Origin of the sequence: uncultured Cardiobacterium sp. (assembly GCF_938028185.1) — a bacterium.
Classification (GTDB): Bacteria; Pseudomonadota; Gammaproteobacteria; order Cardiobacteriales; family Cardiobacteriaceae; genus Cardiobacterium.
In genome coordinates, this window is record NZ_CALJAH010000262.1 from 1 (window position 1) to 15,216 (window position 15,216).

Genomic DNA, 15,216 nt, shown 5'->3' on the forward strand with positions numbered 1-15,216 from the left:
CGGGGAAAAAATTCCGGGGCGCGCCGGGCAAAAGCTACGGCAAGGCGGACGGCAAGAAATTCGACGGCAAACGCGGCGGCAAAAAACCGTTTGCCGAACGCAAAGGCGGCAATTACCACCGCAAAGGCGAGCGGGCATAAGCGCGCCAGGGGCTGTTTACAATTTAGACCTCCTTTCAAATCCGCAACGGGCGGGTTTCGTGCGTAGGGCGTGTGGTGGCGTAGCCGACACGCACGCCGGAATTTGACATCGGCAACCGCGTGCGTGCCTGCGGCACAAATCCTACGCTGTTGCCGTTGTTACAACGTTGGGCATGAATCCCTTGACTCGCAAAACTGTCGCTTCCCGCAGAACCTGTAGGGTGGGGCTTGCCCTACCGTGATGGCGGGGGTTCGTGATGGTGGGGCAAGCCCCACCCTACAAGCTGAAACTTTCGGTGAACGGCTATAAACAGCGCCTAACCCAACCTGCGAAAAAACGCCGCAAATGCGGCGTTTTTTTATAGCAGCAGCGGCAGGTTACAGCCCCTTCGTCAGTGTCTGCCAGAGGAAAGTGTAGGCAAGCGCGCTCATGTAGGCGCGCTGTTTGTTGTCTGCCGCACCGCCGTGGCCGCCTTCGGTGTTTTCGTAGTAAAGCGCGGTTTTCCCCGCTTCCTGCATTTTCGCCATCATTTTGCGCGCGTGGCCGGGGTGGACGCGGTCGTCGCGGGTCGAGGTGGTGAACAGCACCGGCGGGTAGTTTTTCGCCGGGTCAAAGCGATGATAGGGCGAGTAGTTTTGCAGGTATGCCCATTCTTCGGGTTTGTCCGGGTCGCCGTATTCGGCTATCCACGAGGCACCGGCGAGCAGTTTGTGGTAGCGCTGCATATCGAGCAGCGGCACCTGGATGACGATGGCGCAGAACAGTTCCGGGTATTGGGTCAGCATATTGCCCGTCAGCAGGCCGCCGTTGCTGCCACCCTGGATGCCAAGGTGGGCCGGGCTGGCGATGCCGCGTGCGGTGAGGTCGCGGGCGACGGCGGCGAAGTCTTCGTAGGCTTTGTGGCGATGCTCTTTCAGCGCGGCCTGGTGCCAGCGCGGGCCGTATTCGCCACCGCCACGGATGTTGGCGACGACGTACACGCCGCTGCGGCCGCTTTCGGTTTTGCGCGTCAGCCAGCTTTTGCCGATGCCGCCGCCGTAGCCGGGGGTGAGCGCGACTTCAAAGCCGCCGTAGCCGTAGAGCAGGGTCGGGTTGTTGCCGTCGGTTTTCAGGTCTTTCGGACGGACGATGGTGTAGGGGATTTGGGTGCCGTCGTCGCTGGTGGCGAAGTGTTGTTCGACGGTGAGTCCGCTCGCGTCAAAGTAGGCGGGCAGGGTTTTCAGGGTTTCGGGCGGCTGTTGGGCGCGGGCGAGATCGGCGAGCGCGAGGGTGGTCGGCTGGGTGTAACCGCTGGTGGTGAGCCAGATTTGGTCGCTTTCGTCGGCATCGACGGCAGCGGTGCTGGCGGTGCCGATGTCGGGTACGCCCGCGAGTTTGCTTTGCGCCCAGTGGTTGGCCGGGTCGTAAACGGTAAGGCGGGTTTTGACGTCTTCGAGGGTTTCCAGGATGAGGTAGTTTTTGGTCCAGGTGCTGCCCGCGAGCGAGGTGTGCGCGTCCGGGGTGAAGAGTGCGGTCAGTTCGCGTTTGCCCGCCATCCAGTCGTCGTATTTGGCGACGAGGTAGCTGCCCGCCGGGTAGGTTTTGTCGCCGACGGTCCAGTCTTCGCGCGGGCTGATGATGAGCCAGTCGCGCACGACGCCTTTTTCGGCGCTGTCGGGGACGTCAATTTTCACCAGTTTGCCGTCGGTCAGGCGCTGGTAGAGTTCGTTGTTGTAGAAGTCGATGATGCGCACGACGTAATCGCGTTCGTAGCCGGGGGTGCTGTCGTGGTAAGCGATGACGCGCATATCGCCGTCTTTGCCCCGGTAAACGAGTTCGGCCTGCTCCAGCGGGGTGCCGCGCGTCCACAGGCGGGCTTCGCGCGGGTAGCCGGAGCTGCTCATGCTGTCTTTGCCGAAGTCGGTCTGGATGAAGACGTGGTTTTCGTCTATCCAGCTCATTGAGCCTTTGGCAGCGGGGCGGTAGTAGCCGTCTTTGATGAATTCGCGTTTCTCGAGGTCGTATTCGCGGGTTTCGTCGGCATCCGAGCCGCCGTCGGAGAGGCTGATGAGGCAGCGGCGGTAGTCGGGGCGCAGGCATTGGGCGCCGTGCCAGACCCAGGTGGCGTTTTCCGCGCGATTTAATGCGTCAAGGTCGAGGATGTTGTCCCATTGGGGGTTGGACTTTTTGTATTCGTCGAGGGTGGTGCGCCGCCAGATGCCGCGCGGGTGCTGGTCGTCCTGCCAGTAGTTGTAGTAGTAGTCGCCGCGTTTGCCGGCGTAGGGGATTTTTTCTTTGGAATCAAGCACGGCGAGGATGTCCGCTTCCATTTGTTTGAAGGCGGGGTTTTGCGTGAGCGCTTTTTCGGCGGCGGCGTTTTGTTCGCGCACCCATTGCAGGGATTTTTCGCTGTCGATGTCTTCAAGCCAGAGGTTGGGGTCTTGTGGGGTTGCCATGAGGGTGTTCGCCTGGAGGAGGGTGAGGAGGAGGATTTTTTTCATGCGGATAGATGGTGAAAGCCCCCGGTGGCGGGGGCTTGCGGGTGGTTATTGTGCTTTCCAGCGGGCTTGCGAGTCACGGATGACTTGTTTCGCCTCGTTGATGTCGCCCCAGTGGTCAACTTTGGTTGAGCCGGGTTTTTTCAGTGCCTTGTAATTGTTGAAGTGGAATTCGATTTGTTTGATGAGCTGCGCGGGCAGGTCGGCCAGGGTCTTGATGGCGTCGCCGGTTTGGCGGTCGTCGGCGGGGACGCAGACGATTTTGTCATCGACTTCGCCGTCATCGACGAATTTCATCACGCCGATGACGCGCGCTTCGAGATAGACGCCGGTCGGCAGCGGGGTGTCGGTGATGATGAGCGCGTCCAGCTCGTCGCCGTCTTCGTCTAGCGTTTGCGGGATGAAGCCGTAGTTGGTCGGCTTGGCGAAGATGAGCGGCTCAACGCGGTCCAGCATCAAGGCGCCCACTTTGCGCTTCCACTCGATTTTGTGGTTGGAGCCTGCCGGGATTTCGACAACGACGTTGATGATGCCGCCGTCCACGTCGCCCGCGTCAAGGATTTGGTTGAAGTCTGCCATGGGGTTTTCCTCGGTTGTTGAAGGGAGGGGGATTATAGCAAAGCGCCTGTAGCACGGCGGCTGGAAGGGTTAGGCCCGCCCGTCCGGGAAGATGTACAACGGCTGTCGCGGGGGGGCGAGGCGGTAGCGGGCGCGGGTTTCGAGGACGTAGGCGACTTTGCCGTGGACGGGGTAATGCGCGCAGGGGTCGTGGGTGCAGGGTGTGGCGAGGTGGCGGGCGACGGGTTGGCCGTCAGCATTGTAGAAGCGTATTTCCAGCGGTATCAGGGTGTTTTTCATCCAGAAGGCGACCGGTTGCGGCGGGTCAAAGATGAACAGCATCCCGCCGTAGGGCGCGAGCCAGGGGCGATACATCAGGCCGCGGGCGCGGTCGGCGTCGCTGCGCACGATTTCGGCCAGGATGGGGCGTTCGCCGTCGTGCAGCCAGCGGTATTCGGCCGCGTGGGCGGGGCAGGCGGCGAGGAGGGTGAGGGCAAGCAGGGGGATGGTTTTTTTCATCGTTGTTGTTGCGGGCTTTGGTAGGGAATGCGGTGTTCGGTCAGCTTTTTTTTCAGGGTGTTGCGGGTGATGCCGAGGACTCTGGCGGCGTGGCTCTGGTTGTCGTGGCAGCGCTGCATGGTGTGGCTGATGAGGGCGTGTTCGGCTTCGCTGATGATGAGGTGGTAGAGGTTGGTGATGCGGGTGTCGTCGCCGTCGTGCAGGGCGTAGTATTCGGCAATGCTGTATTCGATGGCGGCGCGAAGGGTCAGCGGGGGCATGGGTTTTCTCGGTTAGGGCTTCGGGATGAGGGCGAGTTGGGCGTCGAGATGCGCGGCGTGGTTGATGGCCGGGCGCAGTGCGGGGTAATCGGGATGCGGGCGCAGGTAGGCGTGCAGGTGTTTGCGCGCGATGGCGGTTGCCTGCACGCCGTAGTGTTGGTGCAAGTCGCGCAGATGGGCGCGGATTTGGGCGGTTTTTTCGGCGGCGGGCAGGGTGCGGCCATTGATGAGCGCCTGGCAGCGGGCAAAGAGCCACGGGTCGCCGAGGGCGGCGCGGCCTATCATGATGCCGTCGAAGCCGTAGCGGTCAAGCAGGGTTTTCGCTTGTTCAGCGCTGGTAATGTCGCCGTTGGCAATCACCGGCAGGCGGGTTTGTGCTTTCGCTTCGGCAATGGCGGCGTGGTCGGCTTCGCCCTGGTAACGCTGCGCGCGGCTGCGGCCATGTACGGCAAGCGCGGCAATGCCGCAGGCTTCCGCGATGCGTGCGACTTCTGTGATGACCGGTTGGCCGTCGTGGTAGCCGAGGCGGGTTTTCAGGGTAACCGGGATGTTTACCGCGCGCACGACGGCGGCAAGGATTTTTTCGACTTGGCGGAGGTCAGCCAGCAGCGCCGAGCCGGCTTGTTGGCGGGCGACGGTTTTCGCCGGGCAGCCCATGTTGAGGTCGATGATGTCCGCGCCTTTCGCCTGCATGAGCAGCGCGGCTTCCGCCATGAGCGTCGCATCGCCGCCGACGAGCTGGACGATTTTCGGGTAACGCGGGTCGGGGTCGAATTGTAGCCGCGTGGCGGAATGCGCGGTGTGCAGCAGTTCGGGTTTGGCGCTGATCATTTCGGCGGTGCTGTAATCCGCGCCGTTTTCCTGGCAGAGGCGGCGGAAGGGCAGGTCGCTCACGCCCGCCATCGGCGCAAGGACGATGACGGGCTGCGGGTAGTGGAAGGAGCCGAGGTGCATGGTTTTGGATTTGGGCGAGGATGTTTATTGGGCAACGAGGTGTGCGGGCAAACCCCACCCCCGCCCCTCTCCCACGGGGGAGGGATGTTTAGGATTTGGGACGCAAGTGCAGCAGTATCCAGCCGTCGCGTTCGTCGGCGCGGCTGATGTGATAGGCATCGCCGTAGGCTGCGCGGATGCGGTCTTCCTGCCGCTCAAGCAGTCCGGCGAAGATGAGCTGGCTGTCTGCGCGCAGGTGTTTTTCAAACTGTGGGCGGAGGAAGCAGAGCGGTTCGAGCAGGATGTTGGCGACGAGCAAATCGACTTTGGGCGCTTCATTGGGGTCGGCGCAGAGGGTGATGCGCGCGCGCACGCCGTTTTTGTCGGCGTTTTCGCCGCTGGCGGTGAGCGCCTGCGGGTCGATGTCGGTCTGCCAGACGTGCGCTGCACCGAGCAGGGCGGCGGCGATGCCGAGGATGCCGCTGCCGCAGCCGTAGTCATAGACGGTTTTGCCCGCGAGCGCGCTGTGGTGTACCAGCCAGTTGAGGCACATTGCAGTCGATGGATGCGTGCCGGTGCCGAAGGCGAGACCAGGGTCAAGACGCAGCACGGTCGCTGTTGGGTCATCAATATGGTGTTCGCTCGCCGCCACCCAAAAGCCGCCGCCAAAGTCGATCGGGCGGAAGTGGTCAAGCCAGGCGCGCGTCCATTCGCTGTCGGCAAAGAGGCGGTCGTTCAAGGCGATGTCGTTGCCGAGCGCGGCGCGCAGCAGGAAGTGGATGGTTTCCGGGTCGCTGTTTTGCGGGAAGAGACCGGTGATGCCGGTGTGTTGCCACAGCGGCATCGTGCCGACGGGCGGCTCAAAGATTTCTTCGTCATCGGCGGCGGTGTAGGTGATGGCAATCGCGCCCGCGGCTTCGAGTGCGGCTTCAATGTGGTCGGCGTCGGTGTCGCTTGTGCTGTGCAGGGTGATTTCCAGCCATTGTGCGGTCATGGGGTGTTTCCTTTTGGGGTTTTGGCGGAGCGGGTATGTCGGTGATGTGGTGGGGCAAGCCCCACCCTACGGGAATGCGGCAGTTCGGGCGCCACAAGCAATTCGCCCCGCGGATGCGGGGCGTCGGGTTCAGGCCAGTCCGAGTTTGTGTTCAAGGTAGTGGATGTCCATTCCGCCTTTGTTGACAACGGGGTCTTCGAGCAGGTCCTGGTGCAGCTCAATGTTGGTGCTGATGCCTTCGATGACGAGTTCGCGCAGTGCCATTTTCGCCCGCGCTATCGCGGTTTCCCGGTCATCGCCCCAGGTGATGAGTTTGCCGATCATCGAATCGTAGTGCGGCGGTACGGTGTAGCCGTCGTAGAGGTGCGATTCGACGCGCACGCCCAGGCCGCCCGGCGCGTGGAATTCGGTGACGCGCCCCGGCGAGGGGATGAAGGTTTTGGCGTTCTCGGCGTTGATGCGGCATTCGAGGGCGTGGCCGCGCACTTTGATGTCGTCCTGGGTGTAACTAAGCGGCAGGCCGGCGGCGATGCGGATTTGTTCGCGCACGATGTCCACCCCGGTGACCATTTCGGTGACGGGGTGTTCGACCTGGACGCGGGTGTTCATTTCGATGAAGTAGAATTCGCCGTTTTCGTAGAGGAATTCAAAGGTGCCGGCGCCGTGGTAGCCGATGCGTTTGCAGGCTTCGACGCAGACGGCGCCGATGGCGTTGCGCTGTGCTTCTGTGATGCCGGGGGCGGGCGCTTCTTCCATGACTTTTTGGTGGCGGCGTTGCAGGGAGCAGTCGCGTTCGCCGAGGTGGATGGCGTTGCCGTGTTTGTCCGACAGTACCTGGATTTCGATGTGGCGCGGGGTTTCGAGGAATTTTTCCATGTATACCATGTCGTTACCAAAGGCCTGGCGCGCTTCGGTTTTGGTGAGGCGCACGGCATCAACGACTTCGTCGGCGCTTCTGACGACACGCATTCCGCGTCCGCCGCCGCCGCCTGCGGCTTTGATGATGACCGGGTAGCCGATGCGCTCGGCGGTAGCGCGGATTTCGTCCGGGTCGGTACTGAGCGGGCCGTCGGAGCCGGGGACGCAGGGGATGCCGGCGGCTTTCATCGCCTTGATGGCTTCGACTTTGTCGCCCATCATGCGGATGGTGTCGGCGCGCGGGCCGATGAAGGTGAAGCCGGATTGTTCGACGCGCTCGGCGAAGTCGGCGTTTTCGGAGAGGAAGCCGTAGCCGGGGTGGATGGCGTCGGCGTTGGTGACTTCGGCGGCGGCGATGATGGCCGGCATATTGAGGTAGCTTTCGGACGATGGCGCGGGGCCGATGCAGACGGATTCGTCGGCCAGCACGACGTGTTTGAGGTCGGCATCGGCCTTGGAGTGGACGGCGACGGTTTCGATGCCCATTTCGCGGCAGGCGCGCAGGATGCGCAGCGCGATTTCGCCCCGGTTGGCTATCAGCACTTTCTCAAACATGGCGCGCTCCTTATTTGACCACGAACAGCGGTTCGTCGTATTCGACCGGCTGGCCGTTTTCGACGAGGATTTCGACGATTTTGCCGCCAAAGTCGGCTTCGATGCGGTTGAACATTTTCATCGCTTCGATGATGCAGACGGTGTCGCCGGTTTTGATGTCGTCGCCCAGTTTGACGAAGGGGTCGGCGTCGGGGGCGGGGGCGTTGTAGAAGGTGCCGACCATCGGCGAGCGGATGATTTTGCCGTCCGGTGCGGGTTTGCCCGCAGGCGCTGCTTCGGCGGCAGGTGCGGTAGCAGGGGCAGGGGCGGCGAGGTTGTACGCCTGCGGCGGGTAGGGCATCGCGGGCATCGGCGGGGTTTGTCCGTAGCGGCTGATGCGCACGGATTCTTCGCCTTCGGTGATTTCCAGTTCGGCTATCCCGGAGGTTTCGAGCATTTCGATGAGTTTTTTGATTTTGCGGATGTCCATAGTGGGCGGTCTCTTATTTGGGTTGGGTAAGGTAGTGGTGGGCGGCAGTCAGCGCCAGTTCGTAGCCGGTCGCGCCGAAGCCGCTGATGACGCCTTGTGCGAGGTCGCTGAAGTAGGAGTGCTGGCGGAAGGGTTCGCGGCGGTAGATGTTCGAGAGGTGGACTTCGGTAAAGGGGATGGCGACGGCGGCGAGTGCGTCGCGCAGGGCAACGCTGGTATGGGTGAAGGCAGCGGGGTTGATGATGATGTAATCGACTTCGTGTTTGCCTGCGGCGTGGATGAGGTCGATGAGGACGCCTTCGTGGTTGTGCTGGATGAATTCGAGTTGGTGGCCGAGGCCGGTCGCCATTTCGCTGAGGCGGTGTTCGATGCTGTCGAGGGTGTCATGCCCGTAGTGCGCCGGTTCGCGGCTGCCGAGCAGGTTGAGGTTGGGGCCGTTGATGACAAAAATGAGCGCCATAGGGTGTGTTGTCTCAAATGGGGTGGTGGTCGCATATTGATGCCCGCAACACCGTATGGTATTGCGGGCCGGGGGCGTTAAAGCCGCGCATTATAGTCTATTTCTTGCGCCATTCTGCCAGTTTTGCCGCGAAATCATCCGCGTTCTGCTCGCCGATGATTTTTTCCTGCGGCGCGGCGAGTTGGCCGTGCGGCGGGTAATAGAGGACGGCAGGCGGGCCGACGAGGCCGAGTTCGTTGAAGATGGCTTTGTGCGCATCATCGAAGTCGGTAACGTCTATTTTCAGCAGGGTGTAGTCGGCAAGCGCGGCGGCAAAGCGCGGGTTGTGCCAGATGTGCGCTTCCCATTTTTTGCAGGCCACACACCAGTCGGCGTAGAAGTCGAGGAAGACCGGTTTGTCGCTTGCCGCGAGCGCCGCTTCGATTTCCGCTTTGCTATGCAGTTCGCGGAAGGCCGCGCCTTGTTGGGCGACGGCTGCGGCGGGCGGCGCGAAGAATTGCGCGGTGCTTTGCGTGCCGAGCGCGATGGCGATGACGAGTCCCGCGCCCGCGAGGAAGCGGCGCAGTTTGCCTTCGTCATAGATATAGGTCGCAAAGAGCAGCGCGTAGAGCGTCCACACCGCGAGCGCCCAGCTGAGCGGCATGATGCGGGTAACGAGGTAGGTGGCGATGGCGAGCAGGGCGAAAGCAAAGCCTTTTTTGACGTTATCCATCCACGCGCCCGCTTTCGGCAGGAATTTGCGGAAGGCGCCAGCGAACAGCAAGAGCGGCAGACCGGTACCGAGGCCGAAGAAGAACAAGGCGGTCGCGCCCTTGAGCGGGGTGGTTTGCGTGGTAAAGAGCAGCAATGCGGTCAAAATCGGCGTGGCGCAGGGGCTGACGACGAGGATGGAGAGCGCGCCCATCGCCGCCGCACCGCTGTACGAGCCGGATTGCTGTTTGCGGTTGAGTTTGTCCACCGGTTTTTGCAACCAGCGCGGCGTTTGCAGGGTATAAACGTCAAACAGCGACAGCGACAGCCCGGCAAAGAGCAGCGCTACCAGCACGGTAATCCACGGCTTTTGCAGAATCACTTGCAGGTTAATCTGGAAAATGCCAAAGACCGCGCCGAGCAGCGCCATCGCCGCGCCCATCGCCAGCACATAGACGCTGATGAGGCGGTAGGCGCGGGCGGTGCTGGTGTTCTTGCCGACAACGAGGCTGGTGACAATCGGCACCAGCGGATAGACGCAGGCGGTGAAACTGACGCCGATGCCGAGCAGCAAAACGAGCGGCAGCGCGATGAAGAAATGGTCGTTCAACTTCTGCACGATGGCGGAAGGCGTATCGCTGCTGGCGGCGACGGCGGGCGACGCGGCGGGTGTTTCCGCAGCAACGGCAGGCGTGGTGGTGAGACCGCCCGCGCTATTGCCCGCCTCAAAATGGAATTGCCGCTGAATGGGCGGGTAGCAAATCAGCCCCTCGGCGCAGCCTTGCAGATGCAGGGTGAGCGCCTTGCCCTGCACGTCGGGCAGGCTGAAGCGCAGGGTGTTGCGGTAAATCTCCTGCTCGCCGAGAAAATCGTCCTGATGCCGCTCGCCCTCTGGCAACGGCAGCGCCAGCGGCTTGCCGTCCAGCTCCGCCTTCAGACTATGGCGGTAGAGGTAATAGCCCTCCGGCATTTGATAATGCAGGTCAAGCTGGCCGTTCGTGCCTTTTTGCGCATCGACGAGAAACGCCTGGTCTTCCGGCAAGACCTCGTTTTTCTTCGTCTGGAACAGCGACGGTTGCGCGGCTGGGGCAGTGTCGGCGGGTTCAACATTTGCCGCCGTCGCCCGTTGCGCCATGACCGCCTCATTGGCGGCGACCTCGGCAGGCGGCACCTGCAACGTCCACGACGTCGGCGGATAACAAATAACGTTTTCCTCGCAGCCCTGCGTCTTCAGCGTAAACGTGTCAGCGCGGTCGCGGTGGCTGAGGGTAATCGTCGGCGGCTGATGCCACACCTGCGTCGGCCCCAAATACGGGTCTTCCTTCGCCTCCGCCGGGGTGCGCGACTCCTCGCCAACCACCCCGCCGAGCGTAGTCTTGTCGGCATACAAATAATAGCCGTCGGGAAAATGGATGGTGACTTCGGTGCGATAGCCGTCGGCGGTCGCGCTTTGATGGATTTCCGGCTTGAACACCTCCTCGGCAGGCAGCGGATCGGCCTGCGCGACAGCGGCAGCGAGAAGCCAAAAGAGAGAAAGCAAATATTTCATGATGCGTGAGTTATGAATGGGTGAAAACGGGCGCAATTCTAGCGGATTTGCCGCGCCGCGCTACTGCCATTCGGCAATTCAAGCCGGACGCGCAAAAGATTGCGACGGCAGAGCGCCCGCCCGCTATGGCGCAAACCTTTCCTGCCATTCGGACAAACCCACCCGTGCGAATCGCCGCGCTTGCATAGCGCAATACGCATCGCCGTATCGCCTTAATCCTCCCGGACATCAAATCCTTATGGCGGCTTGCGGGAAATCCTCAAACTGCCGTCGTATCCACCGCCAGCCTGCGCCCGCAATCGCTGCTTTGCTGCGCGAGCTCGGTCAAATAAATCACCCGCAGCGCGTCCTCTGCCGTCACCGCCAGCGGCGCCTGCCCGCGCAGGGCGGCGGCGATATTGCGGTAAAAAGCGGCAAAATCGCCGCGCACCGGCGGCACGGTGCGGGCGCTGCCATCCGGCGCATAAAGCGTGCCGAACTGCGCCGCATCCTCCAGCCCGTAAGTGGCATCGCACGGCGACAGCCACGCCTTCAACTGCGCCTCCTGCACATCCAGCCCGAATTTGACGAAATTGCCCGCATCGCCCTCGACGCGGAAACGCGCGACCGGCGCGCAGGTATAGGGCGAAGTATGCAAAACCGCTTCAAAATCCGGGTAATGCAACTGCACCTGTGCATAATCCACCGTCCGGCTGCCGGGGCGCAGCGCGCGGCAGTTGCCCGTCACCGCCTGCGGCATCCCGAACAGCGTCAGCGCCTGATCGAGCAAATGCGCGCCGAGGTCATACCAAATTCCCGCGCCGACGCCGGGATTCTCGCGCCAGCGGTCGCGCACTTCGGGGCGGAAGCGGTCCCAGCGCGACTCAAAAAAGCGCAACGCACCCAGCTCGCCGCGCGCCAAGAGCGCCTGCAACGTCAAAAAATCACTGTCCCAGCGGCGGTTATGAAAGACCGAAAGCAGCCGCCCGGCGCGTTCTGCCCGCGCCATCAGCTCGCGTCCCTCGGCGACCGTGTTCACCATCGGCTTTTCCAGCACGACGTGCCGCCCCGCTGCCAGACACTGCGCGGCGAGGGAAAAATGCACCGCATTCGGCGCGGTAATCACCACCAGCTCCGCGTCAGACTGTGCCAGCATTGCCGCCGCATCCGGGAATTGCGCCACGGCAACATCCGGCTGCGGACGGCTGCTCACCAGCGCGGTGAGGCGGAAATCGGCGCTCGCGGCAATCAGCGGCAAATGAAAGGTGCGGGCGGACATACCGCAACCAATGATCGCGACGGGAATGTGTTGCATGGAATTCTCCTCATCAAACATGATGAAATATTGTAATAAAAAGCCGTTTATAATTATCGCAGTTTCCCCCTAGATAAAGGCAACTGAAATGAAAAAAACGCTGTTTGCATTGCTGCTTTGCAGCCTGAGCCTCACTGCCTGCGTCAAGGCTGACCGCGCCTCGCGCCTCGGTGATCAGGTCAATCGTGAAGTGGCGCAGGAGGTCGCCTGGAAAGAGGCGGTTCGTGGCAAAAAACTGGGCAACAAGGCCGTCAGCCAAATTCTCGGCAAAAAAATGCGCGTACACCGTGGTGAGCTGAAACTGGCGACGCGCAATGATTGCATCGAAACCTATGGCCCGGAAAAATTGCACCAGTGCCAATGCCTTGCCAATAAACTGGATTACGATGCCGTCTTCAGGTACACACAAAAATACCGCGCCAACCCGCGCGGCGATTACCGCTACGAAATAAGCCGCCTGGATGCGATGACTGCACGCGCCTACCGCATTTGCGGGCTGCGGCTCAAATAACGGCCGCTACAGCCGCCTAATTCCTGTTTTCTTCTCTCAATACAAGGAATCTACGATGAAACCGCTAATGAAAAGCGCCCTTGCCGGATTACTGCTTGCCGGACTGGCCATGACAGCGCAGGCAAAAGATGAAAAAGCCGACGCGCTGGCCAACAAAATCGTGCTGGAAATGACGCAAGAACTGATGAGCCAACATAGCACGAATGGCAAAGAGCCGAGCGATGAAGAAGTTGGCCGCCTGTTCCTGAAAAAAATGCACGACCATCTCGGCGAATTTAGAGAAACCATGCACGAAGACTGTGTGCAGGAATACGGCAAGGACAAAGAAAGCCAATGCAAATGTGCAACCGGGAAACTCGACTACGAAGCCAGCTTTGCCCTGATGGAAAAACAACTGAATGATGCCAGCCCCGCAGAGATTGAAAAGGAGAGCAAGGCCATCATTAAAAACGAAAAAGCCGTTTATGAATCCTGCGGCCTTGAATATCACGAGGAAACCGAATAACTATCCCCTTTATCAGGCGCGCCCCTGCGCGCCTGAACACTTCCATCCATAACCAGGAAAAACGATGAAAGCATCTCTGAAAAACACCCTCGCCGCCTTGCTGCTTGCCGCAGTAGCCACAACTACCATGGCCGCGGAAAAAAACAAATCCGATGAACTTGGTGAAAAAATCGCCAATGAGCTGATACAGGAAATCACGGCGGACAGCAAAGCCGGGAAAAACATCACCGAAAAAGACCTTGCACAAAAATTCCTCGGCAAAATGCGCGCCCACCTGGGCGAATTCAAAGAAGCGGTAACAGATGACTGTGTCAAGGATTACGGCAAAGAAAAAAACAGCCAATGCCAGTGCGTAACCGACAAGCTGGATTTCGAGCAATACTTTGCGATGATGGAAAAACAGGTCGCCACGCCGGACGCCAATCTGGAAAAAGAAGCCCGGACGGTTAAAGAAAACGAAGAAGCGGCGTACAAGGCCTGCGGACTGGACATCAACATCAGCCGTGAAGCTGAAGCCAAAGCGGCTGCCGAGGCGGCCAAAGCGGCAGAAGCCCAACCGGCGAAAAAATAAATCGCCTGCACAGCGGCGCAGATATATCCCCGCGCGGATAATCTGCGCCGTTTTTGTTGCTGAAATCTCCAAGTAAATCATCATGAAAAAAATCCTGAAAAACACCCTCGCCGCAATCCTGCTGGCCGGTATCGCCATTCACGTGACGGCTGCGGCGCAAAGCAAATACGAAATCCTCAGAAAACAGGTTGCCACCGAAGTCATGCAAGAAATGCAGGCATCTGGTACTAGCCCCAATGAGGCAGAAATAAGTCAACGGGTCATTGCCAAGCTGCGCATACGCCAGAACGAATACAGCGACGCCATGAAAGAAGACTGCATCCGCGATTACGGCAAGGCCAACCAAAAACAATGCCAATGCTTTATCAACAAAGTGGATTACAACGCTCACCTGGCACGGATGGAAAAGGCGCTGAATGCAGACCCAAAAATACGGGCAGCAGAAGTCGAAAAAGCGCAGCAGCTACGACAAGAACAGGAAATGACCGCCATCAAGGCGTGCGATTTGAGTATTGCCCATAGTCAGGAAACCCCAAAGGTATCCAGCAAAACAGACCTGCTGACTAAAACAATCATCGGAGAATTACTCCAGCAAGCAAAATCCGCCGCAGCATCGGGCAAACCGCTGACAGAAACGCAAATACCCCAAATGCTTGCCGACAAACTGCATACACATCTGGCCGACTTCAAACAGGCCAGTAAAGAAGACTGCCTCAGCACATTCGGCAGCGACAAAAAGAGCGAATGCCAATGCTTTGCCGACAAACTCGATTACGAAGCCCAATTTTCCCTGGTCATAAAAACCCTTGAGGGAGAACCGCAAGCGCAGAAAAAAGCGCGGCAGGCACGGCAACAAGCTATCATGACGACAGGCAAGGCTTGCGGTTTGTCCGCCTCAATCGCCAAAGCAAAAAAACAAAAGTAGTTGTTGTACCTACGCAGCAAATTTCCGCTCGGTACGATTTGATTCGTTGATTCAAGCCAAGTGCTATTACAATTGCGTCTACTGCAAGCAATGTTTTGCGGACGTACGCAGGTCAGCTCTCTCCCCCGTAAGGGAGGTTCGGGGCAGAAAATAATCCCCATGTGACGACCGACATGAACTATCCCAAACCCTTGACATTTTTAACACAAGGAGATTTCCATGAAAAATATTCTGAAAAACGTCCTTGCTGGTCTGTTTTTTGTAGTATTTACCATAACTGCAATTGCTGTCGAAAAAAGCAAAGGCGATATACTTAAAGAACAGATTAGCAATGAAGTATTACAGGAAGCAAAAATAGCCGGTTATCCACTGGCCGCAGAAGAATTGGCCAAAATTATGGTTGTAAAACTGCGCGAACGACTGGATGAGTATAAAGAAATAGTGAAAGAAGATTGTGTCAAAATCAATGGTGAAGATAATGACAGCCTGTGCCAATGTTTCTCTGATAAATTGGATTACGATGCCCAATTTTCAATATTGGCCAAATTATTTAGTGGAAGTTTGGTGGAAGACACAAGAAAATCACTACAAGCAATAAAAGATATTAGCAATGAAGCCTACAAGGCCTGCGGCAGGATACTTGCAGATGCGGTACCCGCCGCAGCGTCGGAAAAACAGAAGCCATAAATCACATGACCCACCGCGCTCCGGCGCGGTTTTTTGTGGCTCGCCGTCGCACACTGCGGGGATTTTTCTGCGTCTGCCACAATATTCCACGGCGGCTAACAAGAAGTTATCGCATTTACCGGCGTGTTACCCTATAATCCCGTGCGCCATTTCCGGCTCCCTTTTCCCTTGCATTCAAGAGGTTTACATGAAGAAGCTCC

16 protein-coding genes are annotated in these 15,216 nt (G+C 59.4%); 5 read left to right on the forward strand and 11 right to left on the reverse strand.

The window, feature by feature from the left end:
* Positions 1 to 518: 518 nt before the first annotated feature.
* The 11 genes from Q0349_RS07630 to Q0349_RS07680 all read right to left on the reverse strand — a co-directional run bounded on the left by Q0349_RS07630 (position 519) and on the right by Q0349_RS07680 (position 11,817).
* The gene (locus Q0349_RS07630) at positions 519 to 2,621 is read right to left on the reverse strand and encodes a prolyl oligopeptidase family serine peptidase (RefSeq protein ID WP_298080273.1); all 2,103 of its coding nucleotides are present in this window, start codon (positions 2,619 to 2,621) and stop codon (positions 519 to 521) included.
* 45 nt (positions 2,622 to 2,666) lie between these two features.
* A complete protein-coding gene (locus Q0349_RS07635; protein ID WP_298080274.1) occupies positions 2,667 to 3,197 on the reverse strand; it encodes an inorganic diphosphatase in 531 nt (176 codons plus the stop codon).
* Positions 3,198 to 3,266: 69 nt separating this feature from the next.
* The gene (locus Q0349_RS07640) at positions 3,267 to 3,695 is read right to left on the reverse strand and encodes a DUF192 domain-containing protein (protein WP_298080275.1); all 429 of its coding nucleotides are present in this window, start codon (positions 3,693 to 3,695) and stop codon (positions 3,267 to 3,269) included.
* The gene (locus Q0349_RS07645) at positions 3,692 to 3,955 is read right to left on the reverse strand and encodes a helix-turn-helix domain-containing protein (protein ID WP_298080276.1); all 264 of its coding nucleotides are present in this window, start codon (positions 3,953 to 3,955) and stop codon (positions 3,692 to 3,694) included. The genes Q0349_RS07640 and Q0349_RS07645 overlap by 4 nt, the downstream gene beginning before the upstream one ends.
* 12 nt (positions 3,956 to 3,967) lie before the next feature.
* Complete coding sequence (gene dusB, locus Q0349_RS07650) at positions 3,968 to 4,909, reverse strand: tRNA dihydrouridine synthase DusB (RefSeq protein WP_298080277.1); 942 nt, start codon at positions 4,907 to 4,909, stop codon at positions 3,968 to 3,970.
* Between the two features lie 88 nt (positions 4,910 to 4,997).
* Positions 4,998 to 5,882 carry a 50S ribosomal protein L11 methyltransferase gene (prmA, locus tag Q0349_RS07655; RefSeq protein ID WP_298080278.1) on the reverse strand — a complete coding sequence of 295 codons (885 nt, stop codon included), beginning with the start codon at positions 5,880 to 5,882 and terminating at the stop codon, positions 4,998 to 5,000.
* A gap of 129 nt (positions 5,883 to 6,011) precedes the next feature.
* A complete protein-coding gene (gene accC / locus Q0349_RS07660; RefSeq protein ID WP_298080279.1) occupies positions 6,012 to 7,355 on the reverse strand; it encodes an acetyl-CoA carboxylase biotin carboxylase subunit in 1,344 nt (447 codons plus the stop codon).
* Between the two features lie 10 nt (positions 7,356 to 7,365).
* The gene (accB, locus tag Q0349_RS07665) at positions 7,366 to 7,824 is read right to left on the reverse strand and encodes an acetyl-CoA carboxylase biotin carboxyl carrier protein (RefSeq protein ID WP_298080280.1); all 459 of its coding nucleotides are present in this window, start codon (positions 7,822 to 7,824) and stop codon (positions 7,366 to 7,368) included.
* Positions 7,825 to 7,837: 13 nt separating this feature from the next.
* Positions 7,838 to 8,284, reverse strand: coding sequence for a type II 3-dehydroquinate dehydratase (gene aroQ, locus Q0349_RS07670; protein WP_298080281.1), 447 nt, complete (start codon positions 8,282 to 8,284; stop codon positions 7,838 to 7,840).
* A 97-nt stretch (positions 8,285 to 8,381) separates the two neighbouring features.
* On the reverse strand, positions 8,382 to 10,523 hold the full coding sequence (gene dsbD, locus Q0349_RS07675; protein ID WP_298080282.1) for a protein-disulfide reductase DsbD: 2,142 nt from the start codon (positions 10,521 to 10,523) through the stop codon (positions 8,382 to 8,384).
* A gap of 259 nt (positions 10,524 to 10,782) precedes the next feature.
* Positions 10,783 to 11,817, reverse strand: a complete 1,035-nt coding sequence (locus tag Q0349_RS07680; protein ID WP_298080283.1) for a Gfo/Idh/MocA family oxidoreductase — start codon at positions 11,815 to 11,817, stop codon at positions 10,783 to 10,785.
* Positions 11,818 to 11,905: 88 nt separating this feature from the next.
* Between Q0349_RS07680 and Q0349_RS07685 the strand changes: the two genes are divergently transcribed.
* The 5 genes from Q0349_RS07685 (at position 11,906) to Q0349_RS07705 (ending at position 15,016) form a co-directional block, all read left to right on the forward strand.
* A complete protein-coding gene (locus Q0349_RS07685; protein WP_298080284.1) occupies positions 11,906 to 12,328 on the forward strand; it encodes a hypothetical protein in 423 nt (140 codons plus the stop codon).
* Between the two features lie 55 nt (positions 12,329 to 12,383).
* Complete coding sequence (locus Q0349_RS07690; RefSeq protein ID WP_298080285.1) at positions 12,384 to 12,833, forward strand: hypothetical protein; 450 nt, start codon at positions 12,384 to 12,386, stop codon at positions 12,831 to 12,833.
* 64 nt (positions 12,834 to 12,897) lie between these two features.
* Positions 12,898 to 13,404: a hypothetical protein gene (locus Q0349_RS07695; RefSeq protein WP_298080286.1), complete on the forward strand. Its 507-nt coding sequence runs from the start codon at positions 12,898 to 12,900 to the stop codon at positions 13,402 to 13,404.
* Positions 13,405 to 13,486: 82 nt separating this feature from the next.
* On the forward strand, positions 13,487 to 14,329 hold the full coding sequence (locus Q0349_RS07700; protein WP_298080287.1) for a hypothetical protein: 843 nt from the start codon (positions 13,487 to 13,489) through the stop codon (positions 14,327 to 14,329).
* 219 nt (positions 14,330 to 14,548) lie between these two features.
* A complete protein-coding gene (locus Q0349_RS07705; protein ID WP_298080288.1) occupies positions 14,549 to 15,016 on the forward strand; it encodes a hypothetical protein in 468 nt (155 codons plus the stop codon).
* The last annotated feature ends 200 nt before the right edge of the window (positions 15,017 to 15,216 follow it).